The sequence below is a fragment of the Campylobacter sp. IFREMER_LSEM_CL1846 genome, from assembly GCF_025772105.1.
Lineage (GTDB): Bacteria > Campylobacterota > Campylobacteria > Campylobacterales > Campylobacteraceae > Campylobacter_D > Campylobacter_D lari_D.
On the sequence record NZ_JAKMRM010000003.1, the window covers coordinates 127,589 to 140,083 of the forward strand.

Annotated in this window: 14 protein-coding genes; 6 read left to right on the forward strand and 8 right to left on the reverse strand. The window is 30.6% G+C overall.

The genetic code is table 11. The annotated features are described in order from the left end of the window. The first annotated feature begins 82 nt into the window (after nt 1–82). A complete protein-coding gene (locus L8W40_RS02670; RefSeq protein WP_263661468.1) occupies nt 83–526 on the forward strand; it encodes a YqaA family protein in 444 nt (147 codons plus the stop codon). Here the strand turns inward: L8W40_RS02670 and L8W40_RS02675 are convergent. Beyond that, a complete protein-coding gene (locus tag L8W40_RS02675; protein ID WP_263660492.1) occupies nt 482–1,486 on the reverse strand; it encodes a nucleoside hydrolase in 1,005 nt (334 codons plus the stop codon). The genes L8W40_RS02670 and L8W40_RS02675 overlap by 45 nt on opposite strands. Next, a complete protein-coding gene (locus tag L8W40_RS02680; protein ID WP_263660483.1) occupies nt 1,486–2,838 on the reverse strand; it encodes an MFS transporter in 1,353 nt (450 codons plus the stop codon). The genes L8W40_RS02675 and L8W40_RS02680 overlap by 1 nt, the downstream gene beginning before the upstream one ends. A gap of 130 nt (nt 2,839–2,968) precedes the next feature. Between L8W40_RS02680 and polA the strand changes: the two genes are divergently transcribed. Genes polA through motB form a run of 3 tightly spaced genes read left to right on the forward strand, consistent with a single transcriptional unit; the run spans nt 2,969 to nt 7,138 of the window. Then, nucleotides 2,969–5,608 (forward strand): DNA polymerase I, encoded by a 2,640-nt coding sequence (polA, locus tag L8W40_RS02685; protein WP_263662795.1) that lies wholly within the window; start codon nt 2,969–2,971, stop codon nt 5,606–5,608. 12 nt (nt 5,609–5,620) lie between these two features. Continuing rightward, complete coding sequence (gene motA / locus L8W40_RS02690) at nt 5,621–6,394, forward strand: flagellar motor stator protein MotA (protein WP_133319563.1); 774 nt, start codon at nt 5,621–5,623, stop codon at nt 6,392–6,394. A 9-nt stretch (nt 6,395–6,403) separates the two neighbouring features. Next, nucleotides 6,404–7,138 (forward strand): flagellar motor protein MotB, encoded by a 735-nt coding sequence (gene motB, locus L8W40_RS02695; protein ID WP_133319564.1) that lies wholly within the window; start codon nt 6,404–6,406, stop codon nt 7,136–7,138. Between the two features lie 18 nt (nt 7,139–7,156). On the opposite strand, the gene L8W40_RS02700 is transcribed toward motB, so the two are convergent. The 6 genes from L8W40_RS02700 to L8W40_RS02725 all read right to left on the reverse strand — a co-directional run bounded on the left by L8W40_RS02700 (nt 7,157) and on the right by L8W40_RS02725 (nt 10,490). Continuing rightward, entirely contained in the window at nt 7,157–8,140 is a 984-nt protein-coding gene (locus L8W40_RS02700) for a beta-ketoacyl-ACP synthase III (protein WP_263659785.1), read from the reverse strand. After that, nucleotides 8,127–9,116: a phosphate acyltransferase PlsX gene (plsX, locus tag L8W40_RS02705; protein WP_263659786.1), complete on the reverse strand. Its 990-nt coding sequence runs from the start codon at nt 9,114–9,116 to the stop codon at nt 8,127–8,129. The genes L8W40_RS02700 and plsX overlap by 14 nt, the downstream gene beginning before the upstream one ends. Nucleotides 9,117–9,121: 5 nt before the next feature. Beyond that, nucleotides 9,122–9,268, reverse strand: a complete 147-nt coding sequence (gene rpmF / locus L8W40_RS02710; protein WP_012662034.1) for a 50S ribosomal protein L32 — start codon at nt 9,266–9,268, stop codon at nt 9,122–9,124. Nucleotides 9,269–9,282: 14 nt separating this feature from the next. Continuing rightward, the gene (locus L8W40_RS02715) at nt 9,283–9,636 is read right to left on the reverse strand and encodes a hypothetical protein (protein ID WP_087699608.1); all 354 of its coding nucleotides are present in this window, start codon (nt 9,634–9,636) and stop codon (nt 9,283–9,285) included. After that, nucleotides 9,636–10,049: a nucleoside-diphosphate kinase gene (ndk, locus tag L8W40_RS02720; protein ID WP_039642239.1), complete on the reverse strand. Its 414-nt coding sequence runs from the start codon at nt 10,047–10,049 to the stop codon at nt 9,636–9,638. Before ndk ends, L8W40_RS02715 begins: the two co-directional genes overlap by 1 nt. A 156-nt stretch (nt 10,050–10,205) precedes the next feature. Further along, nucleotides 10,206–10,490 (reverse strand): ferredoxin, 4Fe-4S, encoded by a 285-nt coding sequence (locus L8W40_RS02725; RefSeq protein WP_039619165.1) that lies wholly within the window; start codon nt 10,488–10,490, stop codon nt 10,206–10,208. A 186-nt stretch (nt 10,491–10,676) separates the two neighbouring features. Here L8W40_RS02725 and L8W40_RS02730 point away from each other — a divergent pair, with 186 nt between their 5' ends. Together L8W40_RS02730 and L8W40_RS02735 are read left to right on the forward strand one after the other, a co-directional pair. Continuing rightward, entirely contained in the window at nt 10,677–11,273 is a 597-nt protein-coding gene (locus L8W40_RS02730; RefSeq protein WP_133319569.1) for a peroxiredoxin, read from the forward strand. Nucleotides 11,274–11,517: 244 nt separating this feature from the next. Continuing rightward, nucleotides 11,518–12,495: cache domain-containing protein (locus L8W40_RS02735; protein WP_263664600.1), on the forward strand; the 978-nt coding region annotated here is incomplete at its 3' end.

The window sequence follows — 12,495 nt, forward strand, 5'->3', positions numbered from 1 at the left end:
AATTGCTTTACATTCTAAGATAATTATTATTAAAAATTCTTTAAAATGATAGTTTAGAAAATAAATACTAAGAAAATTTATAATGTTTGATTTTTTATATAATGATATAAGCTATATAGGGCTTTTTGTAGTATGTTTTCTCTCTAGCACTCTTTTGCCTATGGCTAGCGAGGCTTTTGTGCTTGTTTTTGTGAAATTAGATTTTAATGCTTATATGGTTTTATTTATAGCAAGCTTGGGGAATACTTTGGGTAGTTTAAGTACCTATGCGTTAGCTTATTTTGGAGAGAGTCAAATTTTGGAAAAATATTTTAAAAACTCTTTATGTAAATTAGAAAAAATCAATGCAAACTTTAAAAAATTTGGCTCTTTGTATGCTTTTTTTACTTTTTTACCCATAGTGGGAGATCTTTTTGCACTAGGGCTTGGATTTGCTAAGTATTCTTTTTTAAAAGCAAGTATTTTTATAGCCTTGGGTAAATTAAGTCGTTATGCTTTTGTAATTTTCATAGCAAATTCCATTTAAAAGCCTTGATTTTAAAAGATTTAAAAGTCTAGCATTATCAACATCTTTTAAAACTTTTATGGTGTTTTTTAATTCATGATTTTTCATAGGCATTTTTGCATCTTTAAAACACCTTATCGTGCTTCCTCTAGCAAAAGTACTATCACAAATGACATCTACTAAATACTCATCAAAATTTGCTAAATTTGGATCAAGCATATAAGCAATAGTTAATGCATCGTGTATCCATGTGCCATTTGTACCTCTTGTTTTGCTTGCATAATCAATCCAAACTCTTAAAGTCTGCACTAAAAAATCACAAAGTGGATTTTGATTTTCTAAAGTATTTAAATCTTCATGCGTGAGCATAGTTTGCATTGTTGCATTATAAGGAACAAGTGTGATTTTAGCTCTTGAGTTTAAAACTATACTAGCAGCTTCAGGATCAAAGCCAAAATTTGTATCTTTGATATGATAAGGCATATCAAAACTTCCACCCATGATAAAAATTTCTTTTACATTTTTATCAAAGTCTTTAAAAAGCTTCATAGCTATGGCTATATTTGTTAAAGGCCCTATAGCGCAAATTGAAATTTCACCTGGGTTTTGCATAATAAGCTCACCCATTTTCATACAAGCATTTGGGTTTATGTTTTCTAAGATTTTTATAGGTTTTATATGATCCCAAAGATGAGTAAGCTTAAACTCTTCTACGCCTTTATCTAGTCTTTGTCTCCAAAAATGACTATCTTCACATAAAGCTTCATGAGCACCTAAATACAAAGGTATATCTAGATTAAGCTTATTTAATAAATCTTTAGCAACACTATAAGCGGTTAAAGCTTGCACATTACCACTTAAAGTGCTAATCATTTCAAGTTTGATTTCTTTGGAGGCTAAAATAAGTCCAAGGGCTAAACCATCATCAGTATTAGCCCCTGCTATTCCATTGCCTATATCAGTATCTAAAATAAGGCGTATCATATCGCATCTTCTATTAAATTTAAATCCCTGCCTCTAGTTTCTGGTGCAAAGAAAGTTGTGATAAAACCAATTCCTGCAGTGATAACAAAATACAAGGCTATTGGCCACCAAGTGCCATAATAAGCAAGCAAAGCTGAAGCTATCATAGGAGCGGTTCCTCCTGAAAGTATAGAGCCAAATTCTTTTGCTAGTGCCATTTTGGTATAGCGATTTTTTGCTCCAAAAAGCTCCACACCCCACGCAGCTTGTACGCCAAAAATTCCTAAAGATGCTAAAGACATACCTACAATGATAGTTAAAATTACAATAATTTCATTTTTACTATCAAGTAGCATAAAAGCAGGGAAAGCATAAAGCATTAAAAGCAAGCAAAAGGTTCTATAAGTAATACGCCTTCCAAATTTATCACTTAAATATCCTGCTAAAGGTATAACCAAAAATCCCACCAAAGAAGCGATAACAACAGCAGTTGTGGCTACTGATTTATCAAGAAGTAAAATTTTAGTTACATAACCTACTATAAAGCCTTGTGCAAGATAAGATGGTCCATTTTCTCCTATCCTTATACCCACCATAGTCCAAAATGCACGACTTTTCTGCCAAAAAGTTCTTTCATCTTCTTTCATATGTGCTTCATTTTCATGACGAATTTTTAGCATTAATTCTTTTTGTTTTTCAAAAACAGGAGTTTCTTTTACATTTAAACGCATATAAACAGCAAAAAGTGCTATAAAAATACTTCCTATAAAAGGAATTCTCCATCCCCATTCTTTAAAACTAGCATCATCCATACTTGTAACTAAAAGCCACACAAAAGCTGCAAGCAAGGTTCCACTGTTTGATCCAAGTGCTATAACAGAAGAGATTAAACCTCTATGTTTGCTAGGAGCATATTCTCCAAGCATGACAGTCCCACCTGAAAGCTCAGCACCTGCTCCAAAGCCTTGCATAAAACGCAAAATAACCAAACATATAGGAGCCCAAATTCCAATTACTGCATAACTTGGTATAAAACCAATTAAAGTAGTTGAAATACCCATTAATGCAATGGTGCTCATTAATACATTTTTTCTTCCGTATTTATCTCCTAAATATCCAAAAAATAAAGCTCCAATAGGTCTAGCAATAAAACCTATACCATAAGTAACAAAACTAAGCAATAATGCTATAACAGGAGTTTGTTCAGGAAAGAAAACTTCTGAAAAAACAGTAGCTGCAGCTAAGCCATAAAGTGCAAAATCTGCATATTCCATGGCAGTTCCTAGCCAGCATGAAAACACAGCCTTTTTAAATGCCTTTTTTCCTTGTGGAGTTTGAAAATTTTCATCCGCGATTGATTTTGTTTGCAAGATTAAACCTTTGTTTTAAATTTAAAATATAATTGTAACTAAAATGCTTAAAATGGAAATTTAATACTTTTTACCGACTTTTAAATAATTTTGGGTGATAATTATTATTATTTTTTAATATAGGAAAAAAATGAAAACTTTAACAATAATTGATACTTTTGGCTTTTTCTTTAGACTTTTTTATGCTTTAAAGGGTTTGAAAAATTCAAAAGGTGAGCCTAGTAATATGATTAGTGGTTTTGCTAATTTTATTTATAGTTTGAAAAATGAACATCCTAGTGATATGATTATTTTTGCTCTTGATAGTAAAGGAAAAACTTTTAGAAGTGAAATTGATCCAAATTATAAAATCAACCGCACTCCACCTCCACCTGATTTATTAGCTCAAATTCCAATTTGCATTCAAATGATAGAAAAAATGGGTTTTTCAAGTTTTTCTTGCGAAGGATATGAGGCTGATGATATCATCGCATCTTTAGTTAAAGAGTGTGAAAGTAAGGATATTTTTATAAGAATTATCACTCAAGATAAAGATTTATATCAACTTATAAAAGATGATAAAGTTAGTATTTATAGCCCTATTTCAAAAAATGATTATAATGAAGCAGGGTGTTTGGAAAAATATGGGGTAAAACCTAGCCAAATAAGAGATTTTTTAGCTCTATGCGGAGATAGTTCAGATAATATCCCAGGTGTAAAAGGAATTGGTGCTAAGGGTGCTAAGAATTTACTTGATGAGTTTGAAAGTATTGAAGGAATTTATGAAAACTTAACACTAGTGCGTAATGAGAGAAGTCGTAATTTGTTGCTTGAAGGCAAAGAAAATGCCTTTTTGAGCAAAAAACTTGCTTCTTTGTATGAAAATTTAGATGTAAAAGATATGCTTTTAAATTGTGAGTATCCAAAAGATGAGCCTTTGCTTAAGATTATGGATATTTTAGAGCATTATGAATTAAATGCTTTGTTAAAAAAACTACGCACTAATCCTACTAATAAAGATAAAAATTTAGGATTTAATGCAAGATTAATTTTAGATGAGAAAGAATTATTTGAAATTTTAGAAAAAATTGATGATCAAAGTATTGTTGCTTTTGACACCGAAACTACGGGCTTGGATACTAAAGAAGCTAAGATAGTAGGGTTTAGTTTTTGTTTTCATGAAAGTGAAGCCTTTTATGTGCCACTTGCACATGATTATTTAGGAGTTTGTAAGCAAATTTCTATGCAAGTAGCTAAAAAGGGTATAGAAAAAATATATCAAAGTACGGTTATAGGTCATAATCTTAAATATGACTTTGAAATCATAAAAAATAATTTTAATTTACTTCCTCCAAAAAACTATGCTGATACTATGATACTTGCATGGCTTAAAGAGCCAAGTTTGCGTGTAAATATGGATGATTTGGCAAAAAGATTGTTTGCTTATGAGACTTTACATTTTGAAGACTTGGTAAAAAAAGGAGAAAACTTTGCAGGAGTGGATGTAGAAAAAGCTTGTAAATATGCTGCTGAAGATGCTTATATTACTTTAAGATTTTATTTGTATTTTTTAAAAAATTTAGAAAAGCCTTTATTTGAACTTGCACAAAAAAGTGAGTTTGAATTTATCAAAGTGCTTATTATGATGGAAAATAATGGCATTAAACTTGACACTCAAAAGCTTGAAAACTTAATGCAAAGTTTTAATCAAGATATTAAAATACTAAGTGAAAAAATATATGATTTAGCGGGTGAAAAATTTAATATTAACTCTCCTAAACAAGTAGGGGATATTTTATTTGAAAAATTAAAATTACCAAGTGGTAAAAAAGGTAAGACAGGTTATTCTACTGATGAAAAGGTTTTAAATGCTATTTTAGATGAACATTTGATTGTAAAAGAAATTTTAGCTTACAGAGAGCTTGCAAAATTAGTTTCTACTTATTGTGAACCTTTGTTAAAATTAGCTAAAAAAGATGAAAATTCAAGAATTTATTCAAGTTTTTTGCAAACAGGAACAGCTACTGGACGCCTTTCATCAAAAGATCCAAATTTGCAAAATATCCCTGCACATGGTCAATATGCTAAGGATTATAAATCTTGCTTTATTGCAAAAGAAGGATTTAGTTTTATCTCACTTGATTATTCACAAATTGAGCTTAGAATGCTAGCACATTTTAGTGAAGATGAGAAATTATTAGAAGCGTTTTCAAACGATGAGGATATTCATGCAAAAACTGCTATTATGATTTTTGGCCATAGTGATTATGAGACAAGAAGTATTGCTAAAAGTATAAATTTTGGTCTTATTTATGGTATGGGTTATAAGACTTTGAGTCAAAATTTAAAAATAGAAGCGAAGTTAGCTAAAGAATATATTGAAAAATATTTTGAGAATTTTACTAGTATTAAAACTTATTTTGAAAAGGTAAAAAATGAAGCTAAGCAAAATGGCTTTATAAGTACTTTGCTAGGTCGTAAGCGTTATTTTGATTTTGAAAATGCAAAGCCTATGCAAATTGCAATGCATGAAAGAGAGAGTATTAACTCTATACTTCAAGGTTCAGCTGCCGATATAATAAAATTGGCAATGATAGAAATAAGTAGAAATTTGGATGAAAACAAACGCTTAATTTTGCAAATTCATGATGAGCTTATTTTTGAAGTAAAAGATGAACTTTGTGAGGATTTTGCAAAAAAAGCTAGTGATATTATGGAAAATATTGTAAAATTAAAAGTTAAATTAAAAACTTCATCAAGTATTGCCAAAAATTGGGGTATATTAAAATAAGGAGAATGTTTAATGGATCTTTCAACCATACTTGGGATGGTATTAGCTGTTGTTAGTATTTCTGTAGGGGATATTTTAGAGGGTGGTAACCCTTTGCATGTTTTACACTTAGCGTCTTTTATTATCGTGGTGCCTACAGCAGCTTTTTGCGCAATGACTTCTACACATAAAAAAATTGTTAAAGGTGCATATAAGGAATTAAAGGTAGTTTTTAAAGGTTCGGGGGTAAATTTAAGTCAAAGAATAGCTGAGCTTGTAGAATACTCTGTTATAGCAAGAAGAGATGGACTTTTGGCTTTAGAGTCAAAAACTAATGAAATTGACAATGAGTTCTTAAAAGAAGCTATGATGATGATGGTAGATGGTAAGAGCGTAGAAGAAATTAAAGAAAGTATGGAAATTCAAGTAGAAGAAATGGAAGAATATTATAAAGAATGTGCAGAATATTGGATACGCTTTGGTGAAACTTGTCCTACTATGGGGCTTGTTGGTGCTGTTTTTGGATTGATTTTGGCACTTAAACTACTCGATGATCCACAGGCTATGGCAGCGGGTATTTCAGGAGCTTTTACAGCAACTGTTACGGGAATTTTTGGAGCTTATGCTTTATTTGGGCCTTGGGGTAATAAAATGAAAGCTAATTCACATGATTTAATTAAGGAAAGAATAGTTATTTCTCACGCTATTGTAAGCATTGCAGAAGGAGCTAATCCAAGAGATTTGGAGGCAAAGTTATTTAACTATTTAAGTCATGATGAGCCTAGAATTTCTCAATTTGATAAATAAGAGTTAAAAATGGGAAAAAAACATAAATGTCCAGAATGTCCAGCAGGTGAAAAATGGGCAGTGCCTTATGCAGACTTTTTAAGTTTGCTTTTGGCACTTTTTATTGCTCTTTGGGCGATTTCTGAAAGTAATCCTGCAAAAACTGAAGCCTTGAAAACTGAATTTGTTAAAATTTTTGAATTCACTGCTTCTAGTCCTTTAGAAAAAGAAAGTGAAGTGCATAATAAATATAGCGCACCTTCAAATGCAAATGTAGAAGAGCTTGAAAAACTTAAGAAATTAAGTATTACTCAACAAGAAAATATAGAAAAATTAAAAGCAGCATTAGATCAAAGAGAAAATAATATAGTTTTAAATTTACCAGCTAGAGTTGAATTTGCTAGAGGTAGTATTCAGATTGATTCTGCTGATGTACAAGATTTTTTAAAGCGTATTAGTGAAGTGCTCAAGAAAATGCCAAAACAAGCTCAAATAGAACTTAGAGGTTATACTGATGCAAGCGATCGGGATCCTAAGAGAAATTTTGATTTAGCTAGTAAAAGATCTCAAGTTGTAGCTGATTATTTAATAGCTAAAGGAATCGATCCAACTCAACTTATAGTTGTAAGTTTTGGTGATAATTATCCTTTAAGTACAAATAAAGAAGATGAAATAAATAATAGGGTAGAGTTTTATATTCGTGTAGATTCTTCAGACAATCAAGTTAGAAAGTCAGTATTAGATCAAATAGAAACTTTTAAATAACAAATAAGCTTTATAAACTTATTTGTTATTTTCTCCGCCAAAACGAAGCAATGCTGAACCCCAAGTAAATCCACCACCAAAAGCATCAAGCAATATTAGTGAGCCTTGTTTTAAACGACCTTGTTCATAAGCATCATTCATTGCCATAGGTATTGAGGCTGCTGAAGTATTGCCGTATTTTTGCACTGTAACTACGCATTGTTCATCTGTAAAATTTAATTTTTCTTGCACGGCTTTAATAATTCTTAAATTAGCTTGATGAGGTATAAAAAGATCAATTTCTTCACTTTTTATATTATTTTTTGTAAGAATATCAACAACATCGTTACTTAGAGTATTTACTGCAATTTTAAATACTTCGTTTCCTTTCATTTGCATAGAAAGAGGAGAGCAAATGCTACTTTTTTGAGATCTTTGAGTTATTAATAAATCTCCAAATTCCCCATCACTTGCTGTATGAGTATCTATAATCGGATAATTATCATCTAAAGATACAATTCCAGCACCAGCTCCATCGCCAAATAAAACACAAATACTTCTATCTGTATAGTCTATAATAGAGCTAATTTTTTCAGCTCCAATAATTAAAACATTTTTCTTTGTTTTGCTTTCAACCATAGATTTAGCAAGTTCTAAAAGATAAATAAACCCTGAACATGCTGCAGAAATGTCAAAAGCAGTGATGTTTTTTAATCCAAGATTATGAGCAATTTTACATGCAGTTGATGGCATAGTAAAGCAATCAGGACTTAAAGTAGCAACAATAATAGCATCTATGTCTTGAGGTTTTAAATTCGCTCTTTGTATAGCTTTGATAGCTGCTTTAGTACCAAGATCACTTGTGTTTTCATCATCATTTGCTATGCGTCTTTGTTCTATTCCTGTTCTTCTTAATATCCACTCATCACTAGTTTGCACCATAGATTCTAATTCTTTATTGCTAAGTATTTTTTCGGGAATGTAAGAAGCTATACTTTTTAATGAAGCTTTAGTTGATTTCATAATTGGCAAGTTCTTTTTCTATAGTTTGATTTATATTTGATTGTGTAAAATTTAATGCTTGAAAAATAGCATTTTTAATGGCTTTTGGACCGCTTTTACCATGACTTATAATGACACATTCTTTCACACCTAGAAGTGGGGCCCCGCCATATTCTTCATAATCAATGTGGGTTTTTAATTCATTAAAAGCAGGTTTTGCTAAAAGATAGCCAAGTTTTGATAAAAAAGATTTTTGAATTTCTTGTTTTAAAAGTTTTGTAATAACACTTGCTACACCTTCGCCGGTTTTAAGTAAGATATTTCCATTAAAACCATCGCATACTAATACATCTATCGTGCCATTAAATATATCTCTTCCTTCAGCATTTCCGACAAAATTTGAAAGTTGCTTTAAAAGTTGATGGGTTTCTTTAGTAAGCTCATTTCCTTTGCATTCTTCTTCACCATTTGAAAGCAAAGCAACTCTAGGCTTAGCAATTTTTAAAATTTCTTTAGCATAGGCTTCACCCATAATGGCAAATTGAAACAAATGCTCACTTTTGCAATCAACATTTGCACCAACATCTAACACTAATGTTCTTGAATGGATATTTGGCATTAAAGTGGCTATTGCAGGTCTAGCGATATTGGCTAATCTTCCAAGTCTTAAAGTAGCCAAACTCATAGTAGCTCCACTATGTCCAGCTGACACAACAGCTTTTGCTTTTTGATTTCTTACTAAATCTATGGCTTTGTAGATTGTACTATCTTTTCGTTTTAATGCATCTGTAGAATTTTCTTCCATAGCAAATACATCAAAAGCCTCTTCATATTCTATATATGAGTTTAATTCTTGAGGGATTAAGGTTTTAAGCTTTTGAGGATCTCCTACTAAGATGGCTTTAAATTTTCGCTCTTTTAGAGCTTGAATTACACCTTCTATAATAGGCTTTTCCCCAAAATCACCACCCATTGCATCAATAGCAATGCTCGTCATTGTTCTTAATATTCCTTAGTTACAGGATTTACACGATGAGGCATTTTGTAGCTACCATCTTTATCCTTAATAGGCATAGGTAGGGTAACTTTGTAATGAGTTCTGCGTTTTGCTGCGCGAGTTTTGCTCACTCTTCTCTTAGGTACTGCCATTTTTTACTCCTTTATTAATTTAAACATTTATTACAATAAAAATAATCACTTAAGTAAGATTGTAATTCACTTGTAGCAAGCTCTATTAAGTCAATATGAGAGTCAAAAAACTCCATAGTATCACTTAAAGTATTATTTTCATCTTTAAAAATTCCATCGCTTGCAAAAAGCTCTATATTTTGATCGATTTCAAGTTCCATTTCATCACCACATCGATCGCAATTTCTATAAGTAAATCCTTTAAAATTAGCTGTTATTTTAGCTAATTTTGGATTAACTTTTGTAATAGTTCCTTCAAAAACTATATTATCAAGATCTAGTTTAAAAGGATAAGCTACAGAGCTAAGTTTTGCAAAGGCAATTTTCATTATAAAATTTCAGTTTTTGAAAAGAAAAATTCTATTTCAATTTTTGCATTTTCCAAGCTATCGCTTCCATGAACCGCGTTTGCATCAATACTATCTGCAAAATCTGCTCTGATAGTACCAGGAGCCGCTTCTTTTGGATTTGTAGCACCCATTAATTCTCTGTTTTTTAACACAGCATTTTCGCCTTCTAAAACAGAAACCACAACCGGACCACTGATCATAAATTCAACTAAGTCTTTAAAAAATGGTCTATCTTTGTGTACAGCATAAAATTCTTGTGCTTCTTTTTCTGAAAGCTGTATTTTTTTTGTAGCCGCTATTCTTAGACCATTGCTTTCAAAGCGTGTTAAAATTTGACCAATAACGCCTTTTTTTACTGCATCAGGTTTAATAATAGAAAGTGTTTTTTCCAAAATCGTCCCCTTAATTTAGATAAGTTTTATGTTTATAAAAGAGCTAATTATATCAAAAAATGCTTTAAAATTATATAAAAATTGTAATTTTGAGTTATAAAATGAAGAAGCTACAAGCATCTTAAATACTAGAAAGATGCTTGTATTGGGTATTAATTAAGCAAATACCGGAGTTGAGCCATCTCTTAAATCGCTTCCGATATTATCACGACTTGGTTGACCACTAACTACATCGCTCCATACAATACAGCCATCAGTTGGACATGCACTTGCACATGCTGGCTGATCATTATGTCCTACACATTCAACACATTTATCAGCATAAACATAATATCTATCTTCGCCCTCAGGGTTATTTGCATCATCTACGATTGCACTTACTGGGCATTCATCTATACAAGAACCACATGCTATACAAATATCAGTAATTTTAACTGCCATTTTTTACTCCTTAAATATTAAAAGTTTAATATAAGATTATCAAAATTGTCTTAATTTTATTCTTAAAATCTTTTAATTTTGATAATAAAATTAATTTACATACAAATTTACACAATTAATAAATTTTTAAATTTACAAATGATATTATTTTGTTACAAATAAAATTTATTAATTAGGAGATAAACGATGATAGTAACTAAAAAAGCTATTGATTTTACAGCACCTGCTGTATTAGGTAATAATGAAATAGTTGGAGATTTTAATCTTTATAAAAATATAGGACCAAAAGGTGCAGTAGTATTTTTCTATCCAAAAGATTTTACTTTTGTTTGCCCTTCTGAAATTATTGCTTTTGATAAAAGATATCAAGATTTTAAAGATAGAGGTATTGAAGTAATTGGTGTATCTTGCGATAACGAATTCTCTCACTTTGCTTGGAAAAATATGCCTGTAAATCAAGGTGGTATAGGTCAAGTTAAATTTCCTTTAGTAGCTGACTTAACAAAACAAATTGCTAGAAATTTTGATGTTTTATTTGAAGAAGCAGTTGCTTTAAGAGGTTCTTTCTTGCTTGATGCTGATGGAACAATCCGCCATGCAGTTATAAATGACTTACCACTTGGAAGAAACATTGATGAAATGATTAGAATGGTTGATACTATGCTATTTACTAATGAACATGGTGAAGTTTGCCCAGCTGGTTGGAATAAAGGTGATGAAGGTATGAAGGCTGACCCTAAAGGTGTTGCTGATTATCTAAGTAAAAACGAAAATAAATTATAATTTTTTAAGCTGAAAGTTATTCTTTCAGCTTAGTATAAATTGTGTTATAAAGTTACAATACTCTCAAAATATACTGATTAATATACATTTTTGATAAATGCTTTTAAAATATTATAACTAGGACATCATGTAATAAATAATTTACTTTTTATTTTATATATTTATTATTTTGTTGTCATTTTATTGTATTAATAGCATGATAATCGTTGTATAAAAATTTACTACAAAATTTTAAGGAGCTGTTATGGTTTTTTCATTTTCTAAGAGCTTATCTTCAAAGCTTATATGGATAATGTGTGTAGGTGTAGTTTCTATTGTAATACTGATTAATTTAGTCAGTTATTTTAATTCAAAAAATAGTACTTTTGATTTACTAACAGAAATGCAAATAAACAATATGATGGATACAAATGCTCTGTATGATTTTTATGGAACAACTAAAAGATTAGCTATAGAATCTTTAGCAGAACAATTTTCTAGTAATTTAAATATGCCTTCAGAACAAATTATGCAAATTCTCAAACTAGCTGCAAAAACTTCTGGGTTTGAGCTAGTTTATGTTGGTTTTGAAGATAGTGGCAAAAATTATCAATCAGATGGTCAAGTACTTGATTTATCAAAGGGTTATGATACTAAAAATAGAGGTTGGTATAAAGAAGCTAAAGCAGCTGGAAAATTTATAACAACTGATCCATATAAATCTGTAACAACAGGAGAAATAGGAATTACTTATGCCATTCCTGTTTATGCTAATGGAAAACTCTTAGCGGTAGTTGGAGGTGACTATAATTTACATACTTTTTCTAAAGATGTTTTAGCTATAGGGCATTCTCAAAGCTCCTATGCAGCAGTATATGATAAAGAAGGTATGGTAATTTTCCACGAAGATAAAGATAAAATGCTTACTAAAACTGACTTAAGTATTAATATAGCAAATGCTATTAAAGCAGAGCCTGATTTAATTGATCCAAGCAAAGAAGATACCTTATTTTATGCTAAAGATGGTGCAGGCAAAACACAAGTTGCAACTTGTAATCAAACTTTAAATCCAAAATACATTGTATGTTCTATTACAGATGAATCTGTATATACTGATGCAGTTAATAAAGTTTTATTCCAACAAGTTATTATTGCATTAATAGCTATTATTGTAGCTTTAATCTTGGTAAGATTTGCTATTATTAAAAACTTAAAACCTATAGCAGTTATAACTACCGGCCTT

What these genes read in the sequence shown, in the direction of transcription:
- L8W40_RS02670 (WP_263661468.1), top strand. Translation starts at nt 83, where the DNA reads ATGTTTGATTTTTTATATAATGATATAAGCTATATAGGGCTTTTTGTA.
- polA (WP_263662795.1), top strand. Translation starts at nt 2,969, where the DNA reads ATGAAAACTTTAACAATAATTGATACTTTTGGCTTTTTCTTTAGACTT.
- motA (WP_133319563.1), top strand. Translation starts at nt 5,621, where the DNA reads ATGGATCTTTCAACCATACTTGGGATGGTATTAGCTGTTGTTAGTATT.
- motB (WP_133319564.1), top strand. Translation starts at nt 6,404, where the DNA reads ATGGGAAAAAAACATAAATGTCCAGAATGTCCAGCAGGTGAAAAATGG.
- L8W40_RS02700 (WP_263659785.1), bottom strand. Translation starts at nt 8,140, where the DNA reads ATGAAATCAACTAAAGCTTCATTAAAAAGTATAGCTTCTTACATTCCC.
- plsX (WP_263659786.1), bottom strand. Translation starts at nt 9,116, where the DNA reads ATGACGAGCATTGCTATTGATGCAATGGGTGGTGATTTTGGGGAAAAG.
- rpmF (WP_012662034.1), bottom strand. Translation starts at nt 9,268, where the DNA reads ATGGCAGTACCTAAGAGAAGAGTGAGCAAAACTCGCGCAGCAAAACGC.
- L8W40_RS02715 (WP_087699608.1), bottom strand. Translation starts at nt 9,636, where the DNA reads ATGAAAATTGCCTTTGCAAAACTTAGCTCTGTAGCTTATCCTTTTAAA.
- L8W40_RS02725 (WP_039619165.1), bottom strand. Translation starts at nt 10,490, where the DNA reads ATGGCAGTTAAAATTACTGATATTTGTATAGCATGTGGTTCTTGTATA.
- L8W40_RS02730 (WP_133319569.1), top strand. Translation starts at nt 10,677, where the DNA reads ATGATAGTAACTAAAAAAGCTATTGATTTTACAGCACCTGCTGTATTA.